Source organism: Pseudomonas sp. NPDC087690, assembly GCF_044743175.1.
Classification (GTDB): Bacteria; Pseudomonadota; Gammaproteobacteria; order Pseudomonadales; family Pseudomonadaceae; genus Aquipseudomonas.
Genome location: NZ_JBIUVX010000009.1, coordinates 125779 through 148446, shown reverse-complemented (window position 1 = coordinate 148446; position 22668 = coordinate 125779). Strand labels below are relative to the sequence as shown.

The 22668-nt window shown below is 59.1% G+C and carries 17 protein-coding genes and 1 tRNA gene; 15 read left to right on the top strand and 3 right to left on the bottom strand.

The features are described from left to right. From rpoD to ACIPIZ_RS13090, 14 genes are all read left to right on the top strand, one after another. A partial coding sequence (gene rpoD / locus ACIPIZ_RS13155; RefSeq protein WP_401165621.1) for an RNA polymerase sigma factor RpoD occupies positions 1–1620 on the top strand: 1620 nt, incomplete at its 5' end. Positions 1621–1746: 126 nt separating this feature from the next. Continuing rightward, positions 1747–5493, top strand: a complete 3747-nt coding sequence (locus ACIPIZ_RS13150; protein ID WP_064390794.1) for a bifunctional diguanylate cyclase/phosphodiesterase — start codon at positions 1747–1749, stop codon at positions 5491–5493. A gap of 15 nt (positions 5494–5508) precedes the next feature. Further along, positions 5509–5585 (top strand) — tRNA-Ile (locus ACIPIZ_RS13145). A 249-nt stretch (positions 5586–5834) separates the two neighbouring features. Further along, entirely contained in the window at positions 5835–6401 is a 567-nt protein-coding gene (locus tag ACIPIZ_RS13140) for a PBECR2 nuclease fold domain-containing protein (RefSeq protein WP_122660110.1), read from the top strand. Between the two features lie 301 nt (positions 6402–6702). Then, positions 6703–7164: an Lrp/AsnC family transcriptional regulator gene (locus ACIPIZ_RS13135; RefSeq protein WP_134178013.1), complete on the top strand. Its 462-nt coding sequence runs from the start codon at positions 6703–6705 to the stop codon at positions 7162–7164. A 223-nt stretch (positions 7165–7387) separates the two neighbouring features. Continuing rightward, positions 7388–9070, top strand: coding sequence for an NAD(P)/FAD-dependent oxidoreductase (locus ACIPIZ_RS13130; RefSeq protein WP_064388224.1), 1683 nt, complete (start codon positions 7388–7390; stop codon positions 9068–9070). 12 nt (positions 9071–9082) lie between these two features. Beyond that, entirely contained in the window at positions 9083–9877 is a 795-nt protein-coding gene (locus ACIPIZ_RS13125; RefSeq protein ID WP_401165618.1) for a carbon-nitrogen hydrolase family protein, read from the top strand. A gap of 38 nt (positions 9878–9915) precedes the next feature. Continuing rightward, complete coding sequence (gene pqqF, locus ACIPIZ_RS13120) at positions 9916–12318, top strand: pyrroloquinoline quinone biosynthesis protein PqqF (RefSeq protein WP_401165616.1); 2403 nt, start codon at positions 9916–9918, stop codon at positions 12316–12318. A 168-nt stretch (positions 12319–12486) separates the two neighbouring features. Further along, positions 12487–12561 carry a pyrroloquinoline quinone precursor peptide PqqA gene (gene pqqA, locus ACIPIZ_RS13115; protein WP_003422658.1) on the top strand — a complete coding sequence of 25 codons (75 nt, stop codon included), beginning with the start codon at positions 12487–12489 and terminating at the stop codon, positions 12559–12561. Between the two features lie 81 nt (positions 12562–12642). After that, on the top strand, positions 12643–13554 hold the full coding sequence (pqqB, locus tag ACIPIZ_RS13110; protein WP_401165614.1) for a pyrroloquinoline quinone biosynthesis protein PqqB: 912 nt from the start codon (positions 12643–12645) through the stop codon (positions 13552–13554). Between the two features lie 140 nt (positions 13555–13694). Then, positions 13695–14447, top strand: coding sequence for a pyrroloquinoline-quinone synthase PqqC (gene pqqC, locus ACIPIZ_RS13105; protein ID WP_150647667.1), 753 nt, complete (start codon positions 13695–13697; stop codon positions 14445–14447). After that, positions 14444–14719, top strand: a complete 276-nt coding sequence (pqqD, locus tag ACIPIZ_RS13100; protein ID WP_129395779.1) for a pyrroloquinoline quinone biosynthesis peptide chaperone PqqD — start codon at positions 14444–14446, stop codon at positions 14717–14719. The genes pqqC and pqqD overlap by 4 nt, the downstream gene beginning before the upstream one ends. Beyond that, complete coding sequence (gene pqqE, locus ACIPIZ_RS13095) at positions 14691–15851, top strand: pyrroloquinoline quinone biosynthesis protein PqqE (RefSeq protein WP_159815430.1); 1161 nt, start codon at positions 14691–14693, stop codon at positions 15849–15851. Before pqqD ends, pqqE begins: the two co-directional genes overlap by 29 nt. Next, positions 15817–17628 (top strand): prolyl oligopeptidase family serine peptidase, encoded by a 1812-nt coding sequence (locus ACIPIZ_RS13090; protein ID WP_401165612.1) that lies wholly within the window; start codon positions 15817–15819, stop codon positions 17626–17628. The genes pqqE and ACIPIZ_RS13090 overlap by 35 nt, the downstream gene beginning before the upstream one ends. A gap of 111 nt (positions 17629–17739) precedes the next feature. On the opposite strand, the gene ACIPIZ_RS13085 is transcribed toward ACIPIZ_RS13090, so the two are convergent. Both ACIPIZ_RS13085 and ACIPIZ_RS13080 read right to left on the bottom strand, forming a co-directional pair. Further along, complete coding sequence (locus tag ACIPIZ_RS13085) at positions 17740–17898, bottom strand: YqaE/Pmp3 family membrane protein (protein ID WP_003228885.1); 159 nt, start codon at positions 17896–17898, stop codon at positions 17740–17742. Positions 17899–18091: 193 nt separating this feature from the next. Further along, on the bottom strand, positions 18092–19375 hold the full coding sequence (locus ACIPIZ_RS13080) for an aspartate aminotransferase family protein (protein ID WP_401165610.1): 1284 nt from the start codon (positions 19373–19375) through the stop codon (positions 18092–18094). A 169-nt stretch (positions 19376–19544) separates the two neighbouring features. On the opposite strand from ACIPIZ_RS13080, the gene ACIPIZ_RS13075 reads away from it, so the two are divergent. After that, positions 19545–20459, top strand: a complete 915-nt coding sequence (locus tag ACIPIZ_RS13075; protein ID WP_105705743.1) for a LysR family transcriptional regulator — start codon at positions 19545–19547, stop codon at positions 20457–20459. 227 nt (positions 20460–20686) lie between these two features. Here the strand turns inward: ACIPIZ_RS13075 and ACIPIZ_RS13070 are convergent, their stop codons facing one another. Further along, positions 20687–22465: an acyl-CoA dehydrogenase C-terminal domain-containing protein gene (locus ACIPIZ_RS13070; RefSeq protein ID WP_236429390.1), complete on the bottom strand. Its 1779-nt coding sequence runs from the start codon at positions 22463–22465 to the stop codon at positions 20687–20689. Positions 22466–22668: the final 203 nt, after the last annotated feature.

Genomic DNA, 22668 nt, shown 5'->3' with positions numbered 1-22668 from the left:
GTGTCCGCTGCGGAAGATGCAGGCGCTGCGTTGGCAGCGGTGGAGACCGATATCGGTCGCACCACTGACCCAGTGCGCATGTACATGCGTGAAATGGGTACGGTCGAGCTTCTGACTCGTGAAGGCGAAATCGAAATCGCCAAGCGGATCGAAGAGGGCATTCGTGAAGTGATGAGCGCAATCGCGCACTTCCCTGGCACGGTTGACCACATTCTCTCCGAGTACACCCGCGTCACCACCGAAGGTGGTCGCCTGTCCGACGTCCTGAGCGGTTATATCGACCCGGACGACGGCATCGCGCCGCCTGCCGAAGTGCCGCCGCCTGTCGAAGCGAAAGCAGCGAAAGCCGACGACGAAACCGACGACGATGAAGCCGAATCTTCCGATGACGAAGAAGAAGCCGAAAGCGGTCCGGATCCGGTCATCGCTGCCCAGCGCTTCGGCGCCGTGGCTGATCAGATGGAAGTCACCCGCAAGGCGCTGAAAAAACACGGTCGCAACAACAAGGCAGCGATTGCCGAATTGTTGGCTCTGGCCGAGTTGTTCATGCCGATCAAACTGGTACCGAAGCAATTCGAAGGTTTGGTCGAGCGTGTTCGCGGCGCCCTGGATCGTCTGCGTCAGCAAGAGCGCGCGATCATGCAACTGTGTGTACGTGATGCACGTATGCCACGCGCCGATTTCCTGCGTCAGTTCCCGGGCAATGAAGTTGACGAAAGCTGGTCCGACGCTCTGGCCAAAGGCAAGAGCAAGTACGCCGAAGCCATCGGTCGCGTGCAGCCGGATATCCTTCGTTGCCAGCAGAAGCTGATTGCGCTGGAAACTGAGACCGGTCTGACCATCGCTGAAATCAAGGACATCAACCGTCGCATGTCGATCGGTGAGGCCAAGGCCCGCCGCGCGAAGAAAGAGATGGTTGAAGCCAACTTGCGTCTGGTGATCTCGATCGCCAAGAAGTACACCAACCGTGGCCTGCAGTTCCTCGATCTGATCCAGGAAGGCAACATCGGTCTGATGAAAGCGGTAGACAAGTTCGAATACCGTCGTGGTTACAAGTTCTCGAATTATGAAAACTGGTGGATCCGTCAGGCGATCAATCGCTCGATCGCAGACCAGGCCCGCACCATCCGTATTCCGGTGCACATGATCGAGACGATCAACAAGCTCAACCGTATGTCCCGGCAGATGTTGCAGGAAATGGGTCGCGAACCGACTCCGGAAGAGCTGGGCGAACGCATGGAAATGCCTGAGGATAAAATCCGCAAGGTATTGAAGATCGCTAAAGAGCCGATCTCCATGGAAACGCCGATCGGTGATGACGAAGACTCCCATCTGGGTGACTTCATCGAAGACTCGACCATGCAGTCGCCAATCGATGTCGCCACTGTTGAGAGCCTCAAAGAAGCGACTCGCGAAGTGCTGTCCGGCCTCACTGCCCGTGAAGCCAAAGTACTGCGCATGCGTTTCGGTATCGACATGAACACCGACCACACACTCGAAGAAGTGGGCAAACAGTTTGACGTAACGCGTGAGCGGATCCGTCAGATCGAAGCCAAGGCGCTGCGCAAGCTGCGCCACCCGACGCGAAGCGAGCATCTGCGCTCCTTCCTCGACGAGTGATACCAGAACCCCCGGCCCAGGCCGGGGGTTTTGTTTATATGGCAGATTAAATCCCGCGCATCCCCCCTCCCCCGCATACCCCGTCTACACTCGAAACAATCATCCCCGAGCCATAACGAGAGCGTTATGCCCAGACTGGCGTCCGTGCTTTTTTTGCTGTCACTGATGATCTGGACCGCAACGGCTGACGCGCTGACTCTGACCGATGAAGAACGTAGCTGGCTGGCGGCTCACCCGGATTTGCATCTGGGTGTCGATGCGTCGTGGCCGCCGTTCGAGTACCGCGACGACCAGAACCGTTATCAAGGCTTGGCGGCCGACTATATCGACGTTATTCGTCAACGCCTCGCTATCAAATTGACACCCATCGAACCGGTGAGCTGGACGGTAGTGCTGGAGCAGGTCAAACAAGGCAAGATCGACCTGCTGCCGGGAATCATGTCGACCCCGGAACGCCAGACCTATCTCTCATTCACCCGGCCTTACCTCGACTTCCCGATTGTGATCCTCGCCCACGTCGGAGGTGCGCAACCGCGCAAACTCGACGACCTGTACGGCCTGAAAATCGCCGTAGTGGAAAACTACGCACCGCATGAGCTCTTGCGCACTCACCACCCGGATCTGAATCTGGTGGCCATGCCGAATGTCAGCTCAGCCTTGCAGGCCCTGGCCACCGACGAGGTCGACGCGGTGGTCGGCGACCTCGCTTCCAGCGTCTGGAGCCTGCGCCAGCTCAAGCTCGACGGTTTGTACGTCAGCGGCGAAACACCCTATCGCTACCAATTGGCGATGGCCGTGCCCCGCGACAACAAGGTGCTGGTGGGGATTCTCGACAAAGTCCTCGCCGACATGAGCCCGGACGAAATCAGCAGTATTCAGGAACACTGGGTCGGCAACGTCCTCGATCACCGGACATTCTGGTCAGACCTGCTGATCTACGGCCTGCCGGGGCTGTTATTGCTGATCACCATCCTGGCCGTGGTGATCCGCATCAACCGCCGCCTGAGTTCGGAAATCGCCCGTCGAATCGACCTCGAACAGGAGCTGCGCAGCAGCGAATATCACTACCGCGGCCTGGTGGAAAGTCTTTCGGCCATCGCCTGGGAAGCGCGCATGAGCGACTTCACCTACAGCTATGTGTCGCCCCACGCCGAAGACTTGCTCGGCTACCCACAATCCCATTGGCTGATTCCAGGCTTCTGGCACAACATCATTCATCCGGCCGACCTGACCCGCACCCAGAGTTATTGCAAAGAAGCCCTGCGTGAAGGCCGCGACCACATCGTCGATTATCGCGTCATCACCGCCGATGGCCGCTGCCTTTGGGTGCGCGACATCGTCAGCCTGATCGAACATGGCCACGAACCGGTGATGCGCGGCCTGATGATCGATATCAGCGAAATCAAGCGTACCGAAGAAGCGCTGCGGCTGTCCGAGCAGAAGTTTGCTTCGGTGTTCCAGCAATGTCCGGACATCCTGGTCATCGCGCGCCTGTCTGACGGTTGTCTGCTGGAGGTCAACGAAGCGTTTGAAGAGCAGATCGGCCTGAAAGCCGAAGAAGTCATTGGTCAAACCGCCACTGACCTGAATATCTGGGGCATCCCCGGTGTCGGGCCAGGGCTGTTGCAGCGCTTGCAGGCTGGCAGCATCCGCAATCTGGAACTGCCCTTTCGCCGCAACAACGGCCAGTTGTTCACCGGCCTGATTTCCGCCGAGCCATTCGACCTCGACACCACGCCCGCATTGGTGGTCGTGGTGCGCGACATCACCCAGCTCAAGGAAACCCAACAACAGCTGCAAACCTCCGAAGAGAAGTTCGCCAAGGCCTTCCACGCCTCACCGGACGGTTTGTTGCTGTCGCGCCAGAGCGATGGTTTGCTGCTGGAGGTCAACGAAGGTTTCAGCCGCATCACCGGCTTCAACAGTGCGATGTCGGTAGATCGTTCGGCGCTGGACCTGGGGATCTGGGTCAACCTCAACGAACGCAAACAGATGCTCGATCTGTTGCACCGGGATGGTTTCGTCCGCGACTTCACCTGCCATATCCGCCGCAGCGACGGGCAGATTCGCCTCTGCGAAGTCTCCAGCCGTCCGCTGCCGATCGGCGAAGAAGACTGCATGCTGACCATCGCCCGTGACATCACCGAGCGTCATCTGATGCAGGAAAAACTGCAGCAAGCCGCGACCGTATTCGAGAGCACCGCCGAAGGTGTGTTGATCACCGATACTCAGCAGCACATCAGCGCGGTCAACCGTGCCTTTACCGAGATCACCGGCTACAGCGAGAGCGAAGCCCTCGGTCATACACCGCGCTTGCTCGCTTCCGGCCTGCACGACAGCGCTTTTTATGCGGCGATGTGGCACCAGTTGACCGACGAAGGACACTGGCAAGGCGAGATCTCCAATCGGCGCAAGAACGGCGAGCTGTACCCGAGTTGGCTGACCATCAGCGCCGTGCGTAATCGTGACAAATTCATCACCCACTTCGTCGCAGTGTTTGCCGACATTTCCAGCCTCAAACATGCGCAGGCCAAACTCGACTATCAGGCGCACCATGACCCGCTGACCGGCCTGCCCAATCGCACGCTGTTCGAAAGCCGTTTGCTCACTGCACTCAACAATCAGCAGGAAAACGGCGGCCAGGGCGCCGTGCTGTTCCTCGACCTCGATCGCTTCAAACACATCAACGACAGCCTTGGTCACCCGGTCGGCGACCTGCTGCTCAAGGGCATTGCCGTGCGTTTGAAAGAACAGTTGCGCGACATCGACACGGTGGCGCGGCTGGGCGGCGATGAGTTCATCATCCTGCTGCCCGGCCTGCAACAGGCCAGCGACGCCGACAACATCGCTAGCAAACTGCTCAATTGCTTCGGTGCGCCGTTCCAGGCTGGCGAGCATGAGTTTTTCATCAGTGCCAGCATCGGCACCAGCCTCTACCCGCACGATGGCTGTGACGTCGCCACATTGGTAAAAAACGCCGACGCGGCGATGTACCGTTCCAAGGCCAAGGGCCGCAATCGCGTCGAGAGTTACACCCGCGACCTCACTGCCCAAGCGAGCGAACGCGTGGCGCTGGAACACGAACTGCGCCGAGCCATCGAGCGCGATGAATTGTTTCTCTACTACCAACCAAAAATCAGTCTGGAGGATCACCGCCTGGTTGGTGCCGAAGCATTGATTCGCTGGCGCCACCCGACCTTTGGCGACGTACCGCCAGAGCACTTCATTCCGCTGGCCGAAGAAAACGGCATGATCCTGCAGATCGGCGACTGGGTGCTGGAGACCGCGTGCCGGCAGATGTTCGAATGGAATCAGGTCTACGACAGCCTCGGCCCGCTCTCAGTCAACCTCGCCGGCGCGCAGTTGCGCCAGCCCAATCTGCTCGGACGCATCGAACAACTGCTCAACGACAACGGCCTGCAGCCGGATTTACTGCAACTGGAAATTACCGAGAATTTCATCATGAGTCAGGCCGAAGAGGCGCTGGCCGTGCTGCACCAGCTCAAACATCTCGGCGTACAACTGGCGATCGACGACTTCGGCACCGGCTATTCCTCACTCAGTTACCTCAAGCGACTGCCACTCGACATCCTCAAAATCGACCAGTCCTTCGTCCGCGGGCTGCCCGACGACCCCCACGATGCAGCGATTGTCCGAGCCATCATCGCCCTTGGTCGCAGCATGCAATTCACCGTGATTGCCGAGGGCGTAGAGACCCAGGCACAACAACAATTTCTCGCTGCCGAAGGCTGCGAACAGATCCAGGGCTACATCGTCAGCCTGCCACTGCCCCCGGAAGAATTCGCGGCAACGTTTCTGCGTGTAACCGTATCGGATTATTCGGATAGCACAGCCGAGAAACCGTCGCTATAATCCGCGACCTACTGAGGGCCTATAGCTCAGTTGGTTAGAGCAGAGGACTCATAATCCTTTGGTCCACGGTTCAAGTCCGTGTGGGCCCACCAAATTGAAAGCCGCGCTAAATGCGCGGCTTTTTCTTGGGCGATGGATTAGGTATCGATGTCTTGGCGAGCGCAATGTTCGGAAGACTTCCCCGAAGGCTGTAGGCAAGTTCCGAAGCGCGTTTCGAGGAATACAGCCGCAAGGTCTGTAGGAATGTTCCTAACCTATGTTTTCTCCCACTCTCCTGCCTTGTTGACCTTTTCTCCAGACGAGTAATCTCCGGACGCCACCGCTCGTTCAGGATTGTTTTCATGCTGGTGAATACTGCGCCATTGATAAAAGAAGCGGCCGACCAACAAACCTGGATCGATCTTGCGTTACCCGATCTGAGAACGCTATCCAGAGAACTTCGGTCAGCCGCAATAGAAGAAGTAAAAAGGGCTGAAGACACAGAGGGCGCCCTCAAAATCCTCTTCGATCACTTCGGCTTCATCGACGAGTCCGTTTTGGCCGTTACTATTCTCACACCCATTGGAAACGTTGCAGTCATGCGCGACAAACTGGCCCACATCGTTGAGAAACGCCCAGACTCCCGAGAACGCTATGTTCGACATGCCATCGATACGCTCGCGGGACCTTTCGAAGTCTGGAAAGTCCTTTACGATAATGGTGGTTACCGAATGGCATTCATCAATGCCTATGAGGCAAAAAACGACATGCTTGTCGTGGTCGATGTGCGAAACGGGCATGTCCTCTGGAACTTCATGCACGCTCCGGCCAGAGCAATGAACAGACACCGCCAAGGCGAGCTTTTGTACAAGCGGTACATTCTTGAAGACAAAGAAAAGGGCAGCCATTTGGCTGCCCTTGATGTTTGAATCCTGATATTTGCATCCTCAGGAAATGGGATGAAGAGGTCTCACCTTACACCGATGTTGCAGCATCGCCGAGGTACCTACGTCCGCTAATGCCCTGCAAGGCAGCAGATTTCGCGCTCTTGCTGGCATTCTTGATAAATAGGCCAGGCAAGTCAAATCAAATATCCGATGGTTTGTTTCAGCGCAACGATAGCGTCGACGCTTGGGTGAACCGCCCCAACATCACCCGCAACGTGTCGCTCGTAGTGCCTGTAACATGCACAACTCATCGCCCCCCCCCACACACCATGGAACCGCCCCCTTGCCAGACACCCGCCCGCCCGTGCTTGATGAAATCGACCGGCAGCTAATCGCCGCCCTGCAAATCAACGCTCGCGAGAGCGTGGCAATGCTTGCCCGCCAATTGGGCATTGCGCGCACCACAGTGACGTCGCGATTGGCGCGTCTGGAAAAAGCCAAGGTGATCACCGGTTATGGCGTGCGCTTGGGTCAGCGGGTGGTCGATGGCGGCTTGCAGGCCTACGTCGGGATCAAGGTACAGCCGCGTTCCGGCAAAGAGGTGTTGCGTCGGTTAAGTGCGATGGCGCAGGTGCAGCAGCTTTGTGCCGTGAGTGGCGAGTTTGATTATGTGGCGTGGTTGCGTACCGATTCGCCGGAGCAGTTGGATCAACTGCTGGATCAGATTGGCAGCGTGGATGGGGTGGAGAAGACCACCACTTCGATCATTTTGAGTAGCAAGATTGATCGGGGGCAGCCGGTTTAAAGTTTTGATCGAGCTTCTCGGGTGAATTTCAGAGCCTCTTCGCGAGCAGGCTCGCTCCCACATTTTGGTCGGTGTGTATTCGCTGCTCGTCATATTGATCGCTAATCTGGCAAAACGACGACAATTTGCGTCTTATTAACGTGTTCCACGCTCCCTAGAATGGCTGGCATCTTTTCCTATACTCAGACGCGCATCCTGCGTCGGGTCGCCAGCAAGGTCAGCCATGAACAAGAACAATCGCCATCCTGCAGACGGTAAGAAACCAGTTACCATTTTCGGCCCGGACTTTCCGTTCGCGTTCGACGACTGGATCGAACACCCGGCCGGTCTCGGCAGCATTCCTGAGCACAATCACGGCGCTGAAGTGGCGATTGTCGGCGCGGGCATTGCCGGTCTGGTGGCGGCTTACGAGTTGATGAAGCTCGGCCTGAAACCGGTGGTTTATGAGGCGTCGAAGCTTGGCGGTCGTTTGCGCTCGCAAGCGTTCAACGGCACTGACGGCATCGTCGCTGAACTCGGCGGCATGCGTTTCCCAGTGTCTTCCACCGCGTTCTATCACTACGTCGACAAGCTCGGCCTGGAAACCAAACCTTTCCCGAACCCGCTGACGCCAGCCTCCGGCAGCACCGTGATCGATCTGGAAGGCAAAACCCATTACGCACAGAAACTGGCGGATCTTCCTGCATTGTTCCAGGAAGTGGCTGACGCCTGGGCGGATGCGCTGGAGGCCGGTTCGCAGTTCGCCGATATCCAGCAAGCCATCCGCGATCGCGATGTGCCCCGTCTGAAAGAGCTGTGGAATACCTTGGTGCCGCTGTGGGACGACCGCACGTTCTATGACTTCGTCGCCACCTCGGAAGCCTTTGCCAAACTGTCGTTCCATCACCGCGAAGTGTTTGGTCAGGTCGGTTTCGGCACCGGCGGCTGGGACTCGGACTTCCCGAACTCGATGCTGGAAATCTTCCGCGTGGTGATGACCAACTGTGACGATCACCAACACTTGGTGGTCGGCGGCGTTGAGCAAGTGCCGCAAGGCATCTGGCGGCATGTGCCGGAGCGCTGCGTGCACTGGCCGGAGGGCACCAGCCTGAAATCCCTGCACCGTGGTGCGCCGCGTTCCGGCGTGAAGAAAATCGCCCACGCGCCGGATGGCCGTTTCGCGGTCACCGACAACAACGGCGACACCCGCGAATACGCCGCTGTGCTGACCACTTGCCAGAGCTGGCTGCTGACCACGCAGATCGAATGCGACGAAAGCCTGTTCTCGCAGAAGATGTGGATGGCCCTCGACCGCACCCGCTACATGCAGTCGTCGAAAACCTTTGTGATGGTCGACCGGCCGTTCTGGAAGGACAAGGATCCGGAAACCGGCCGCGATTTGATGAGCATGACCCTCACTGATCGCCTGACCCGTGGCACTTACCTGTTCGACAACGGCGACGACAAACCGGGGGTGATCTGCCTGTCGTACTCGTGGATGAGCGATGCGCTGAAGATGCTGCCGCATCCGGTGGAGAAACGCGTGGAGCTGGCGTTGAATGCATTGAAAAAGATCTATCCGAAAGTCGACATCGCCGCGCGGATCATTGGTGATCCGATCACCGTTTCCTGGGAAGCCGATCCTTACTTCCTCGGTGCGTTCAAGGGCGCCCTGCCCGGCCACTATCGTTACAACCAGCGCATGTACGCGCACTTCATGCAGGACGAGATGCCGGCCGAGCAGCGCGGGATTTTCATCGCCGGCGACGACGTTTCCTGGACGCCGGCATGGGTTGAAGGCGCGGTGCAGACCTCGCTCAACGCGGTGTGGGGGATCATGAAGCATTTCGGCGGTTCGACACATAAAGCGAACCCCGGCCCGGGTGATGTGTTCAAAGACATCGGCCCTATCGCCCTGCCCGAGTAAGAGGAATCCCTGATGCGTGTAGCCCTTTACCAATGTCCGCCGCTGCCCCTGGACCCCGCCACCAACCTGCAACGCCTGCATCAAGTGGCGATGGAGGCCAAGGGCGCTGACCTGCTGGTGCTGCCGGAGATGTTCATGACCGGCTACAACATTGGCGCCGAAGCGGTCAGCACATTGGCCGAGGTCTACAACGGTGAATGGGCGCAGCAGATCGGACGAATCGCCAAAGCCGCAGGTTTGGCGATTGTTTACGGCTATCCGGAGCGCACTGCCGACGGGCAGATCTACAACGCCGTGCAGCTGATCGACTCGCACGGCGAGCGCCTGTGCAATTACCGCAAGACGCATCTGTTTGGTGATCTGGATCGCTCGATGTTCAGTCCCGGCGACGATGATTTCCCCATCGTCGAACTCAACGGCTGGAAGCTCGGTTTCCTGATCTGCTACGACCTGGAGTTCCCGGAAAACACCCGACGTCTGGCGCTCGCCGGCGCCGAGCTGATTCTGGTGCCGACGGCGAACATGATCCCATTCGATTTCGTCGCCGACGTCACGGTGCGTTCGCGTGCCTTCGAAAACCAGTGCTACGTGGCTTACGCCAACTATTGCGGCAGCGAAGGCGAGATCCATTATTGCGGGCAAAGCAGCCTCGCCGCGCCGGACGGCAGCCGTATTGCCCAGGCCGGACTCGACGAAGCGCTGATCATCGGCGAACTGGATCGACAGTTGATGCTCGACTCGCGCGCGGCCAATCGCTACCTCAGCGATCGCCGCCCCGAGCTTTACGGCGCGCTCAACCAGCGTTAATCCGCTAGCATTGGCACTTCACTGTTCTGGAAGTGCCCATGCCTGCGCTGACTCACCCCCGCCCCCACACTGAAACCCTGGCCAACGGCTTGCGTGTGACCCTGCGTCATGTGCCCGGTCTGAAGCGCAGCGCCGCCGCGTTGCGCGTAGCTGCAGGTAGCCATGACGTGCCATTGGCGTGGCCGGGGCTGGCGCATTTTCTCGAGCATTTGTTGTTTCTCGGCACTGAGCGTTTTCCTGCGGGCGAAGGGCTGATGGCCTATGTGCAAGGTCACGGTGGCCAAGTGAATGCCAGCACCCGCGAACGTACTACAGATTTTTTCTTTGAGTTGCCAACACGTTCGTTCAGCGCTGGGCTGGAACATCTGTCAGACATGCTCGCCAAGCCGCGTATGAATCTGCACGATCAGTTGCGGGAACGCGAAGTGTTGCAGGCGGAATTTGTCGCTTGGTCGCAGGATCCTGCAGCGCAGCAGCAGTTTGCCTTGTACGAAGGTTTACCGGCAGAGCATCCGCTGCGCGGATTTCATGCGGGTAACCGGGAAAGCCTGAGCGTGGAAGATCCGGCGTTTCAGCAGGCGTTGAAAGATTTCCACCAACAGTTTTATCAGACCGGGCAAATGACCTTGAGTCTGACGGGCCCGCAAAGTCTTGAAGAACTCAAAGCGCTGGCTGAGTCATTCGCGTCCAAGTTGCCGGTTGGGGATAAAGTTGCGCAGGCCGCGCCCCTGCCGCTGGCGGTGAAAAGTTATCAACAGGTCGCTGAGAGACGCGGCAATCTGTTATTCGCGCTTGATGCTTTGCCTGAGTCATCTGTCGAAGCTTTGGCGTTTCTCTGCCATTGGCTAAGCAGCGCCAAGCCCGGCGGACTGCTGGCGTATTTGCAGCAACAACAACTGGCGGATGGGTTGAAAGCCACGCCGGTTTATCAGTTTGCCGGGCAAGCGTTGTTGCATCTGGAACTCACCGCCCCCTCCGAGCCGTTAAACGCCATTCGCGAACAACTGCTGGATTGGCTGAGCTTCTTTGCTCAGCAGGATTGGACACCATTGCGCAAAGAATACGCGGCCTTGCTTCAGCGGCATCAGCAAGTCAGCGGCGCACTGCAACTGGCGCGACTCGACAGCGAACAGCTGGATAATGGCCTGTCCGAGGCGGGCGTAGCAGCCCTCACGCAGATCCTCCGTGAAATCGGCACTGTGGATAACTTCGCCAACCAATGGCACCTGCCCGCCGCCAATCCTTTTCTGCGAACCGGCGAACCGTTGGCCAACGCCGGACTGATTCGCGGCCAGACCAGCGCCCACCGTGGCCTGCGCACGTTTGCTCAGGATCGCTCGCGCGGCCGGCGCGAACGCTCACCGATGCAGTTCAGCCAGGCGTTGCCGGACGGCGGCGATGAAGGCGCGATTTATCTACGCTGGCAGGTGGAGGCCGCCGCCAGCGCAGATCTGCAATCGCGGTTGCAGCGTAGTCTCTGGCAAACGCAGCAGGACGCGCGCGAGGCCGGCGTTGACTTGTCTTTCAGCGCCACGGGCAATCAATGGCTATTGAAACTGACCGGCCTGCAGGAGCCAATGCCCAGCGTCCTTGAGCACGCGCTGAAATGTCTTACGCAAGTTGAGGCGGATTCGCCGCTTACTGCGCCTAAAACGCCGCTGATCCCCATTCGCCAATTGCTTGAAGTGCTGCCGGAACGGGTTCTGCAATTCGCCAAAACCGGTGACGATGCCAAACAGCTGTGGACAACTTCGCGCTGGGACGGACTCGCTCTGGGTCTGAACCAACAAACGCAATCTGCCATGGGCCTGGCGCTGAGCCGTATTCCCGGCATTCCGGACAATCAGTTGCCCGCGCCGACGGCGCTCACCGCGCAAAAACAGTGGCGCCACATCGACACCGCCTCCAGCGAACATGCCTTGCTGCTGTTCTGCCCAACCGCCAGCGGCGACATTGCCGACGAAGCCGCATGGCGCCTGCTCGCGCAGCTTTGCCAGATGCCGTTCTATCAGCGCCTGCGAGTCGAATTGCAATTGGGCTACGCGGTGTTCAGTGCCCTTCGCCAGGTTCAGGGACAAACCGGCCTTTTATTTGGCGTGCAATCGCCAAGTGCCAAACCCGCGGAGTTGCTCGAGCACATTCAACAGTTCCTCAAAGGCGTTCCCGCCTTGATCGAACAGCTTGATGACGCCAGTCTCGACCGGCACCGGCAAAACCTCGCCAATCAATTCGATGCTGCCACCCTGGCGGACAAAGACGCCGCTGAACTGTTGTGGCAGGCCAGACTCGCCGGCCACTCGTCGGATTATCTTGAGCAACTGATAGCCGCCATCGGCCAACTGAATCGCCAAACACTGCTCAACGCAGCGCAGCGCTTGATCGACGCAGAGAGCGGCTGGCTCAGCCTCGCCAGCGATCCAGCGCCCGAAACCCCGTGGTGAGCGGCAAATTGATCATTACCGAGGCTGCAAGGAGCTTTCTCAAAGATTCATGGGCATTTACCCGGAAATTTTGAGTAACATAGCAGCCTAACTATTTGGAACATCTATGCACTGCCGTGGACTATAACTATGGACAGCGCTATCCCACCAACCCTGAAGGAGACACCCATGTCCTGGACAAAACCAGCTTACACCGACCTGCGTATCGGCTTCGAAGTCACCATGTACTTCGCCAGCCGCTGAGTTCTGCTTACGTAGAATTGCAGTGCAACGCCTCGGCTCGCCGGGGCGTTTTATTTTCCGCGTTGAAATGATGGAGTGTTCATGTTCGTCCAGATTCTGGGTTCGGCCGCTGGCGGCGGTTTTCCGCAGTGGAACTGCAACTGCGTCAACTGCGCGGGTTTTCGCGACGGCAGCCTGAATGCCAAGGCCCGTACCCAATCGTCCATCGCGATTTCCGATGACGGCGTGAACTGGGTGCTGTGCAACGCCTCGCCGGACATCCGCGCGCAGCTGCAAAGCTTCGCCCCGATGCAACCGGGCCGCGCCCTGCGTGACACCGGCATCAGCGCGATCATCCTGATGGACAGCCAGATCGACCACACCACCGGTCTGCTCAGCCTGCGCGAAGGTTGCCCGCATCAGGTCTGGTGCACGGACATGGTTCATGAAGACCTCAGCACCGGTTTTCCGCTGTTCAAGATGCTCACGCACTGGAACGGCGGGCTTGACTGGAGCCGCATCGAACTCGACCAGAGTTTCACCGTGGCCGCGTGCCCGAACCTGCGTTTCACTCCGCTGCCGCTGCGCAGCGCCGCGCCACCGTACTCGCCGCACCGTTTCGATCCGCACCCAGGTGACAACATTGGCTTGATCGTTGAAGACCTGAAGACCGGCGGCAAACTGTTCTACGCGCCGGGTCTGGGCAAGGTCGATGCGCCGTTGCTGGAAATCATGGCCGGCAGCGATTGCCTGTTGGTCGACGGCACGATGTGGGATGACGATGAGATGCAGCGTCGTGGCGTCGGCACTCGCACCGGTCGCGAGATGGGCCATCTGGCACAGAACGGATCTGGCGGCATGCTGGAAGTGCTGGAGCAGTTGCCTGAGCAGCGCAAAGTGCTTATCCACATCAACAACACCAACCCGATTCTCGATGAGGATTCGCCGGAGCGTGCGGAGTTGGCGCGGCGTAATGTTGAAGTGGCGTTCGATGGCATGAGTATTGTGCTGTAAGCATTTGAGAACGCTGCGCGGTCTATCGCGAGCAGGCTCACTCCTACATTGGAATGCGATCACCTGTAGGAGTGAGCCTGCTCGCGATAAGGCCGGCACAGACACCAGATATTTCTAGGGTTGTTCCCCGGAGAACCGCAATGACCGACTCCCCGCTGTCCCCCACCGAATTCGAAGCGGCCCTGCGTGCCAAAGGCGCCTACTACCACATCCACCACCCGTATCACGTGGCGATGTACCAAGGCCGCGCCACGCGCGAGCAGATTCAGGGCTGGGTCGCCAACCGCTTTTACTATCAGGTGAACATCCCCCTGAAAGACGCGGCGATCCTCGCCAATTGCCCGGATCGGGAAATCCGCCGCGAATGGATTCAGCGCCTGCTCGACCACGACGGCGCCCCCGGCGAAGACGGCGGTATCGAAGCCTGGCTGCGTCTCGGTCAAGCGGTCGGTCTCGACCCGGATCAACTGCGCTCCCAGGAACTGGTGCTGCCCGGCGTGCGTTTCGCCGTCGACGCCTACGTCAACTTCGCCCGCCGCGCCAGTTGGCAGGAAGCCGCCAGCAGTTCGCTGACCGAGCTGTTCGCGCCGCAGATCCACCAGTCGCGCCTCGACAGCTGGCCGCAGCATTACCCGTGGATCGATCCGGCCGGTTACGAATACTTCCGCACCCGCCTCGGTCAGGCGCGGCGTGATGTCGAGCATGGTCTGGCGATCACGCTGGAGCACTACAAGACTCGCGAAGGTCAGGAGCGCATGCTGGAAATTCTCCAGTTCAAACTGGACATTCTTTGGAGCATGCTCGATGCCATGAGCATGGCCTACGAACTGAACCGCCCGCCGTACCACAGCGTGACCGAACAACGGGTCTGGCATAAAGGAATCACCTTATGAGTTTCGACCGCAGCAAAGTCCCGAGCTGGCGCCCTGGCTACCGCTTCCAGTACGAACCGGCGCAGAAAGGTCACGTGCTGCTCTATCCGGAAGGCATGATCAAGCTCAATGAAACCGCTGCGTTGATCGGCGGCTTGATTGACGGCGAACGCGATGTGGCGGCGATCATCGCCCAACTCGACGAGCAGTTCCCCGGCGTGCCCGAGCTCGGTGACGACATCGAGCAATTCATGGAGGTTGCCCGTGCACAGCACTGGATCGAACTTGCCTGATCTGCCGCCCAAGCCTGAAATCGGCCTGCCGCTGTGGCTGCTCGCCGAGCTGACGTATCGCTGCCCGCTGCAATGCCCGTACTGCTCCAATCCACTGGATTTCGCCGAGCAGGGCAAAGAGCTGAGCACCGAGCAGTGGATCAAAGTCTTTCGCGAAGCGCGGGAGATGGGCGCGGCGCAACTGGGCTTTTCCGGTGGTGAGCCGCTGGTGCGTCAGGATCTCGCCGAGCTGATTCATGAAGCGCGGCAGTTGGGTTTTTACACCAACCTGATCACTTCCGGCATCGGCCTGACTGAGCAAAAAATCAGCGACTTCAAGAAGGCTGGTCTCGATCACATCCAGATCAGTTTCCAGGCCAGCGACGAGCAAGTGAACAACCTGCTCGCCGGTTCGAAAAAGGCTTTCGCGCAGAAGCTGGAAATGGCCCGCGCGGTGAAGGCCCACGGTTATCCGATGGTGCTGAACTTCGTCACCCATCGGCACAACATCGACAAGATCGACCGCATCATCGAACTGTGCATTGCGCTTGAGGCCGACTTTGTTGAACTCGCCACTTGCCAGTTTTACGGTTGGGCGCAGCTCAATCGTGTCGGCCTGCTGCCGACCAAAGAGCAATTGGTGCGCGCCGAACGCATCACCAATGAATATCGAGCGAAGCTGGAAGCCGAAGGGCATCCGTGCAAGCTGATTTTCGTCACCCCGGATTACTACGAAGAACGCCCGAAAGCCTGCATGAACGGCTGGGGCAGCATCTTTCTGACGGTCACTCCGGACGGCACCGCCCTGCCCTGCCATGGCGCCCGACAGATGCCGGTACAATTTCCCAATGTGCGCGATCACAGCATGCAGCACATCTGGTACGACTCGTTTGGCTTCAACCGCTTTCGCGGTTACGACTGGATGCCCGAGCCGTGCCGCTCCTGCGACGAGAAAGAAAAAGACTTCGGCGGCTGCCGCTGCCAGGCATTCATGCTCACCGGTGATGCGAGCAACGCTGACCCTGTGTGCAGCAAATCCGAACATCACGGCGTGATCCTCAAGGCCCGCGAAGAAGCCGAGACCGCCACCCAAACCATCGAACAACTGGCCTTCCGCAATGAACGAAACTCGCGCCTCATCGCCAAGGGCTGAGCCTTTCAGCGCTTCGCAAGCCGTCGCTGCCGGCATGGACTTCGCCGAACTTCAGCTCGGCGTCAACGGGTTGTTCTGGAATGAATATCGCCCGGAAGATGCCGCGTGCCGGATCTGGCACTGGCGCGACGGCGTGGCGAAATGTCTGACGCCGAACGGCTTCAGTGTCCGCAGTCGCGTGTACGAATATGGCGGTGGCGCGTTTTGTCTGACGCCGGATGGGGTGGTTTTCGTCGCGGAGGCGGATCAGCAGCTGTATCGGCAGACGCTGGATGGAGCACCTGAGGCGCTGACGTCGGGCGAGTGTCGGTTTGGCGATCTGCATTTTGCGTTCGGCCAAGTGCTGGCGGTCGAAGAACAGCAAGATCAGCATCGGCTCGTAGCAATCGATCTGGCTGACGGGACGCGGCATTCATTGGCTGAAGGCGCGGATTTTTATGCGGCGCCAATCCTTAGTGTGGATGGCCAGCGTTTAGCGTGGATCGAGTGGAGTCGCCCGCATCAGCCATGGACGTCGACTCGGTTGATGGTGGCTGAGCGATTGACTGACGGGGCATTTGGTTCGCCGCGATGCGTTGCCGGCGCCGAGTTTGAAGAGTCCATCCAACAACCGCGATTCGATGCCGAAAATCGCCTGTATTGCCTGACCGATCGTGGTGGATTCTGGCAGCCGTGGGCTGAGACTTCCGACGGTTTGGAACCATTGCCTGCTGCACAAGCCGATCACGCGCCAGCACCGTGGCAACTGGGCGGCTGCACTTGGCTGCCTGTTGATAATTCGTATTTGGCGAGCTGGAGCGAAGGTGGTTTTGGCCGCCTGACGCTCGGTGACGAAGATTTCACGGGTGACTACAGCCGCTTCCGTCATCTCGCTGTGGATGAGCGACTTATCTACTGCATCGCCGCCTCACCGATCAGTCCTTCGGCGGTCATCGCCATTGATCGAACCACGCGAGAAGTGAACGTGCTGGTGGGTGGCGTGGCGCCCTTGCCTGCTGAACGCATCAGTCGTCCGCAAACACTGCGCTACCCAAGTGGTTCAGGCCAAGCTCACGGGTTCTTTTATCCAGCCATGAGCGGCGAGGCAAAACCGCCGCTGGTGGTGTTCATCCACGGTGGCCCGACATCGGCCTGCTACCCGATGCTTGATCCGCGCATTCAGTACTGGACGCAACGTGGCTTCGCCGTTGCTGATCTCAACTATCGCGGCAGCAGTGGATATGGCCGGGAATATCGCCAGGCCTTGTACCTGAGCTGGGGTGAGGTGGATGTCGAGGATGCTTGCGCGGTGGTGAGTTATCTGGCCGAGCAGGGTTTGATCGACGGTGATCGCGCGTTCATTCGGGGCGGCAGCGCGGGCGGTTACACAACGTTGTGTGCGCTGGCGTTCAAGCAGGTCTTCCGCGCCGGCGCCAGCCTTTACGGTGTCAGTGACCCGGTAGCGTTGGCTCGGGCGACGCACAAGTTCGAGGGGGATTATCTGGACTGGCTGATCGGCGATCCCGAACAGGACGCCGAACGCTACGCTGCCCGCACGCCGTTACTGCACGCGAGCAACATCCGCGTGCCGGTGATTTTCTTTCAGGGTGAACTGGACGCTGTGGTGGTCCCGCAACAGACCCGCGACATGGTCACGGCCCTGGAGCAGAACGGCATCCCGGTCGAAGCCCATTACTACCCCGACGAACGCCACGGCTTCCGCCGTGCGGCCAATCAGGCGCATGCGCTGGAGCAGGAGTGGAAGTTCTATCGGCGGGTGATGGGATTTACAGACTGAAACCCTCTCCCTGTAGGAGCTGCGGCACGCTGCGATCTTTTGATCCTGATCCTCGAATTAAAATCAAAAGATCGCAGCGTGCCGCAGCTCCTACAGGTTTATGCCGCTGACTCAGCGCTTGGCGATGATGTACACCGCATGCACGATCCCCGGAATATACCCGCACAACGTCAGCAGAATGTTCAACCAGAACGCCCCGCCAAACCCGACCTGCAGAAACACACCCAGTGGTGGCAACAGAATAGCGATGATGATGCGAATGAAATCCATGGGGCAGCTCCTGTATGGGGGTTGGCTCACTTGAGCCATACAAGCTAATCGACCTGCGCCGTTCGTCAGGGTTCAGTGCAACTGCCATTTGATCGCCACCACCTCAAAAAAAACGCCCCACGCCAAAAGAATCAGGCGTGGGGCGTGCGTTATACCGCGAGACGGTTCTGGAAATCAGGTAGGAAACTTCAGTTCAGACGGCAATCCCCTTGCGGCATTGCAGTTGTGCGGTGCGCACTCGCGAGAAGGCGCGGCCCAGGCGCAGGAGCATTTCGTCGATGTTGCTTTTGCTGACGGTGAGTGCCGGGGTGAAGCGCAGGCAGTTGGCTCGCGGGGCGTTGAGCAGCAGGCCTTCGTGGAGGGCGGCGTGGACCACGGCTTCGGCGGAATCGTCTGACAGGGTCAGTCCGTAGAACAGGCCTTGGCCGCGCAGTTCGCCGTGGTCGTAGCGGTGCGCCAATCGAGCCAGACCCTCGCGCAGGTGCTGACCGTTGTCGTTGACCTGCTGGAGAAAGCTGCGGTCGTGCACGCTGTCGAGCACCACCAGACCGGCGGCTGTCATCAGTGCGTTGCCGTGATGCGTACCACCGAGTTCGCCCGGCTCGAAACAGCAGGCCTTGCCCCGCGCCAGCAGCGCTGCCAAGGGCACGCCGCCGCCAAGCCCTTTACCGAGCACGACGATATCGGCGCGCACGCCGTAGGATTGTTCGGCGAGCAAGGATCCGCAGCGGCCGATGCCCGTTTGCACTTCGTCGAGGATCAGCAGAATGCCCAGTTCTCGGCACAGCCGCTCGACACCTTTGAGGTAATGTTCGGTGGCCGGCACAACCCCGGCATCACTCTGGATCGGTTCAAGCATGATTGCCACGGTTTGCGCATCGACCGCCGCATGCAGCGCCGGCAAGTCGTTGAATGGCACCAGATCGAAACCTGGCAACAGCGGCGCGAAACGGTTGTGCAGGTTGCAACTGTCCGAGGCAGAAATCGTCGCGAGACTACGGCCATGACACCCCTGCTTCGCGACAATAATCCGCGAGGCGCCGCCGCGATGCAGTTGGCCCCATTTGCGCGCCAGTTTGATTGCCGCTTCACAGGCTTCGCTGCCGCTGTTGAGCAAGTACGCCTGATCGCTGGAAGTGGCGGCGCACAGACGCTCGGCGAGGTTGAGCATGCCGCGATTATGCAGATTGAAACCGGGGTTGATCAGTGCTTGCGCCTGACTGCTGATGGCTTTGACCAACGCCGAGGGGCTGTGGCCAAGGCTATTGGCGCCACCGGCCTGGGAAAAGTCGAGATAAGCGCGGTCATTACTGTCCCACAACCACGATCCCTGCCCCCGGACGAACACCTGTTGCGGTCGTTCGACGCTGGGCATCAGGCGCTCGGCGCTGAGATTTTCGCTGTGGTCAGAAGGATTGGCCTCGAAAGCGAGGTCATCAAGACTCGGCATCTGGCGCCGCAAACTGAACAGATTCATTGAAAAACACCTCGTTTGAGGTGTTTTGAACTGCCTATGTAAACACTATCAAAGCGAACGCTATTCATCGCGCTTTCTGGCCCTGTAAGCCTTGTGAATGCGGTTAGACTAGGCTCACTGACGCCTTCGGGCCATTTCGATTTCCCAGCATTTTCGATAAGCATTACTTATGGATTTCAAACAACTGCGTTATTTCGTCGCGGTCTACGAAGAAGGCCATGTCGGCCGTGCCGCTGAACGCCTGTCGATCTCGCAACCGGCGCTGTCGCAGCAGATTCGCCAGCTCGAACAGAATCTTGACGTCACCCTGTTCGAGCGCAGCAGCAAACGCCTGCTGCCCACCCTCGCCGCGCATACTTTGTACAACCACGCACTGCCGCTGCTTGACGGTCTGCAACGGGCGCGCGAGGCATTGGGCAACTTCAAGGGCCAGGCCTTGCGCACGCTGGCGATTGGCGTGCTGCAGACGGTGCACACCAGTCTGGTGCCGCAAATGCTCGAGCGGGTGCGCAAGGCGCAGCCGCATCTGGTGGTGCAGATTTACGAATTGACCGGGCTTGAGATCGAACGACGTCTGCTCAACGGCTCCCTGGATATCGGCATCAGTTATCTCCCGCCGCGCCAACCGGGCTTGCACGGCGTGATGCTCTACGAAGACGAACTGACACTGGTGATCCCGGCGGATCATCCGCTGCGCGAATTCAAGAAAGTCTCGATGCGCCAGGCCGCTGAATTGCCGATGTTGCTATTGGGCGAAGAGTTTCAGATCCGCCAGATCTGGCAGGCACAACTCACTGCCCTCGGGCGACGTCCGCAGGTGCAGGCCGAGCTGAATAATATGGTGGGGATTCTCGACAGTCTGCCGCACACCAAACTGGCGACGGTGCTGCCGGGTCGTTCGCAGAAGGAATACGACGATCAGGACCTGTTGTGGAAACCGCTGAGCGAACCACGGGTGCCACTGAAGGTTGGTTTGGTCTGTCGTGATGTACAGCGCCAGCAAGCACCTTTGGCGCTGTTGCAGACATTGCTGGAGGAAGTGATACAGCGCGAAGTGAGGCCTGAGCAGGAACCTCTGGCCTGATCACTTTTCTGCGGGCAAAAGAAAACCCCGCCGAAGCGGGGCTTTGCAGACTGTTTCCCTGACATCCATTTCACTCCGCCACCCTGGCAGAATCCTACGTGTCCGTGTTGTTGCTTTGCGCTTCCTGCGCGACGTCCATGAAATGTAGATTAGCCGTGGATCCAATCTACGCATATGGGAGAACAGCAGCACGTCATGTAAGAGAATGCTTACATGACGCTATCGCATCAGAATTGCGCTGCATCCAACAGGAACAACGACTCGCTACCGGCCTTCACTGAGGCGCTCAACGAGTGGATGCGCGGCAGCAGACGGGCGAAGTAGAAGCGCGCAGTGCCAAGCTTGCTGGCGTAGAAATCGTCCTGCGTTTCTTTGCCCAGCGAAGCCTTGGCCATCAGTGCCCACATGTAGGCGTACGCCGTGTAACCGAACGCTTGCAAATATTCGACCGAAGCCGCGCCGATTTCGTTCGGATTGTTTTTCGCCCGATCCAGCAACCACGACGTCAGTTCGTCGAGGGTGTCGACAGCGTCGTTCAACGGTCTGGTGAATTCGCCCAGATCGGCGCTGGCCGTTGCGGTGAAATGACGGATCTCGTCAGCAAACAACTTGTAGAACGCGCCGCCGCTGCCGACGATCTTGCGACCAACCAGGTCCAGCGCCTGAATGCCGTTGGTGCCTTCGTAGATCTGGGTGATGCGCACGTCACGCACCAGTTGCTCCTGCCCCCACTCGCGGATGTAACCGTGGCCGCCGAAAATCTGCTGGCCGTGCACGGTGGTTTCCAGACCCAGATCGGTAAGGAATGCCTTGGCCACTGGCGTCAGCAGAGCGACCAGATCCTCGGCTCGCTTACGCGTTGTAGCGTCTTCACTGAACTTGGCGGTGTCGAGTTGCATCGCCACGTAGGTGGAGAACGCACGGCCGCCCTCGTTCGAGGCTTTCATGGTCAGCAGCATGCGACGCACGTCCGGGTGGACGATGATCGGGTCAGCGACTTTGTCTTTGTTCTGCGCGCCGGTTGGCGAACGGCTTTGCAGACGGTCGCGGGCGTATTCAACCGCGTTCTGGTACGAACGCTCACCAGTCGCCAGGCCTTGGATACCAACGCCCAGCCGCTCGTAGTTCATCATGGTGAACATCGCGGCCAGGCCTTTGTTTGGCTCGCCGACCAGATAACCGACAGCTTCGTCGAAGTTCATCACGCAGGTCGCGGACGCCTGGATGCCCATTTTATGTTCGATCGAACCGCAGTTCGCCGGGTTGCGTGCGCCCAGGCTGCCGTCGGCATTGACCATGAACTTCGGCACCAGGAACAGCGAAATGCCTTTCGGGCCCGCCGGGGCATCTGGCAGTTTGGCCAGCACCAGGTGAATGATGTTTTCGGTGAGGTCGTGTTCGCCACCGGTGATGAATATCTTGGTACCGCTGACCTTGTAGGAACCGTCGGCCTGAGGCTCGGCCTTGGTGCGAATAATCCCCAGGTCGGTGCCGGCGTGCGGCTCGGTCAGGCACATCGAACCGGCCCAGACGCCGGCATACATGTTCGGCAGGTAGGCGGCTTTCAGCTCTTCGCTGGCGTGGGCGTTGATCGACAGGCAGGCGCCAGCGGTCAGCATCGGGTACAGACCGAAGGACAGGCTGGCGGAGTTGACCATTTCTTCAACTTGGGCCGAGACGGCTTTGGGCATGCCCATGCCGCCGTATTGCGGATCGCCACCGACGCCAACCCAACCGCCTTCAGCGTAAGTCTGATAAGCCTGTGGGAAACCGGCCGGGGTGGTGACGGCACCGTCGGCCCAGTGGCAGCCTTCTTCGTCAGCGGCACGGCTCAGTGGCGCGATGCTTTTGCTGGTGACCTTGCCGGCCTCTTCGAGAATGGCTTCAACGGTTTCGGCGTCGACGGTCTCGGCCAGCGCCGGCAGTTCGGCCCAGAGTTTGGCGACTTCGAACACTTCATTGAGGACGAAGCGCATATCGCGCAGCGGCGCTTTGTAGTCAGCCATGGCAAACCTCGCAAGATCTAAACAGGTGATTCGTGGAATGGTGTTTTCGTTGAGCCGGAGTGTACCTCAACAACTTTTGCGACACATAGGGTCAACCGGTGACTGATTTGTTATTTTTAGTCATAACAAAAAAGATCGCAGCCTTCGGCAGCTCCTACAGAGAAATTAGATCCCGTGTAGGAGCTGCCGAAGGCTCGGGCCGC

Excerpts from the sequence above, each read along its gene's own strand:
- pqqF (WP_401165616.1), top strand. The coding sequence starts at position 9,916 with ATGCCTGCGCTGACTCACCCCCGCCCCCACACTGAAACCCTGGCCAAC.
- ACIPIZ_RS13070 (WP_236429390.1), bottom strand. The coding sequence starts at position 22,465 with ATGGCTGACTACAAAGCGCCGCTGCGCGATATGCGCTTCGTCCTCAAT.
- pqqB (WP_401165614.1), top strand. The coding sequence starts at position 12,643 with ATGTTCGTCCAGATTCTGGGTTCGGCCGCTGGCGGCGGTTTTCCGCAG.
- pqqD (WP_129395779.1), top strand. The coding sequence starts at position 14,444 with ATGAGTTTCGACCGCAGCAAAGTCCCGAGCTGGCGCCCTGGCTACCGC.
- pqqC (WP_150647667.1), top strand. The coding sequence starts at position 13,695 with ATGACCGACTCCCCGCTGTCCCCCACCGAATTCGAAGCGGCCCTGCGT.
- ACIPIZ_RS13150 (WP_064390794.1), top strand. The coding sequence starts at position 1,747 with ATGCCCAGACTGGCGTCCGTGCTTTTTTTGCTGTCACTGATGATCTGG.
- ACIPIZ_RS13075 (WP_105705743.1), top strand. The coding sequence starts at position 19,545 with ATGGATTTCAAACAACTGCGTTATTTCGTCGCGGTCTACGAAGAAGGC.
- ACIPIZ_RS13090 (WP_401165612.1), top strand. The coding sequence starts at position 15,817 with ATGAACGAAACTCGCGCCTCATCGCCAAGGGCTGAGCCTTTCAGCGCT.
- ACIPIZ_RS13085 (WP_003228885.1), bottom strand. The coding sequence starts at position 17,898 with ATGGATTTCATTCGCATCATCATCGCTATTCTGTTGCCACCACTGGGT.
- ACIPIZ_RS13130 (WP_064388224.1), top strand. The coding sequence starts at position 7,388 with ATGAACAAGAACAATCGCCATCCTGCAGACGGTAAGAAACCAGTTACC.
- ACIPIZ_RS13080 (WP_401165610.1), bottom strand. The coding sequence starts at position 19,375 with ATGAATCTGTTCAGTTTGCGGCGCCAGATGCCGAGTCTTGATGACCTC.
- ACIPIZ_RS13125 (WP_401165618.1), top strand. The coding sequence starts at position 9,083 with ATGCGTGTAGCCCTTTACCAATGTCCGCCGCTGCCCCTGGACCCCGCC.
- ACIPIZ_RS13140 (WP_122660110.1), top strand. The coding sequence starts at position 5,835 with ATGCTGGTGAATACTGCGCCATTGATAAAAGAAGCGGCCGACCAACAA.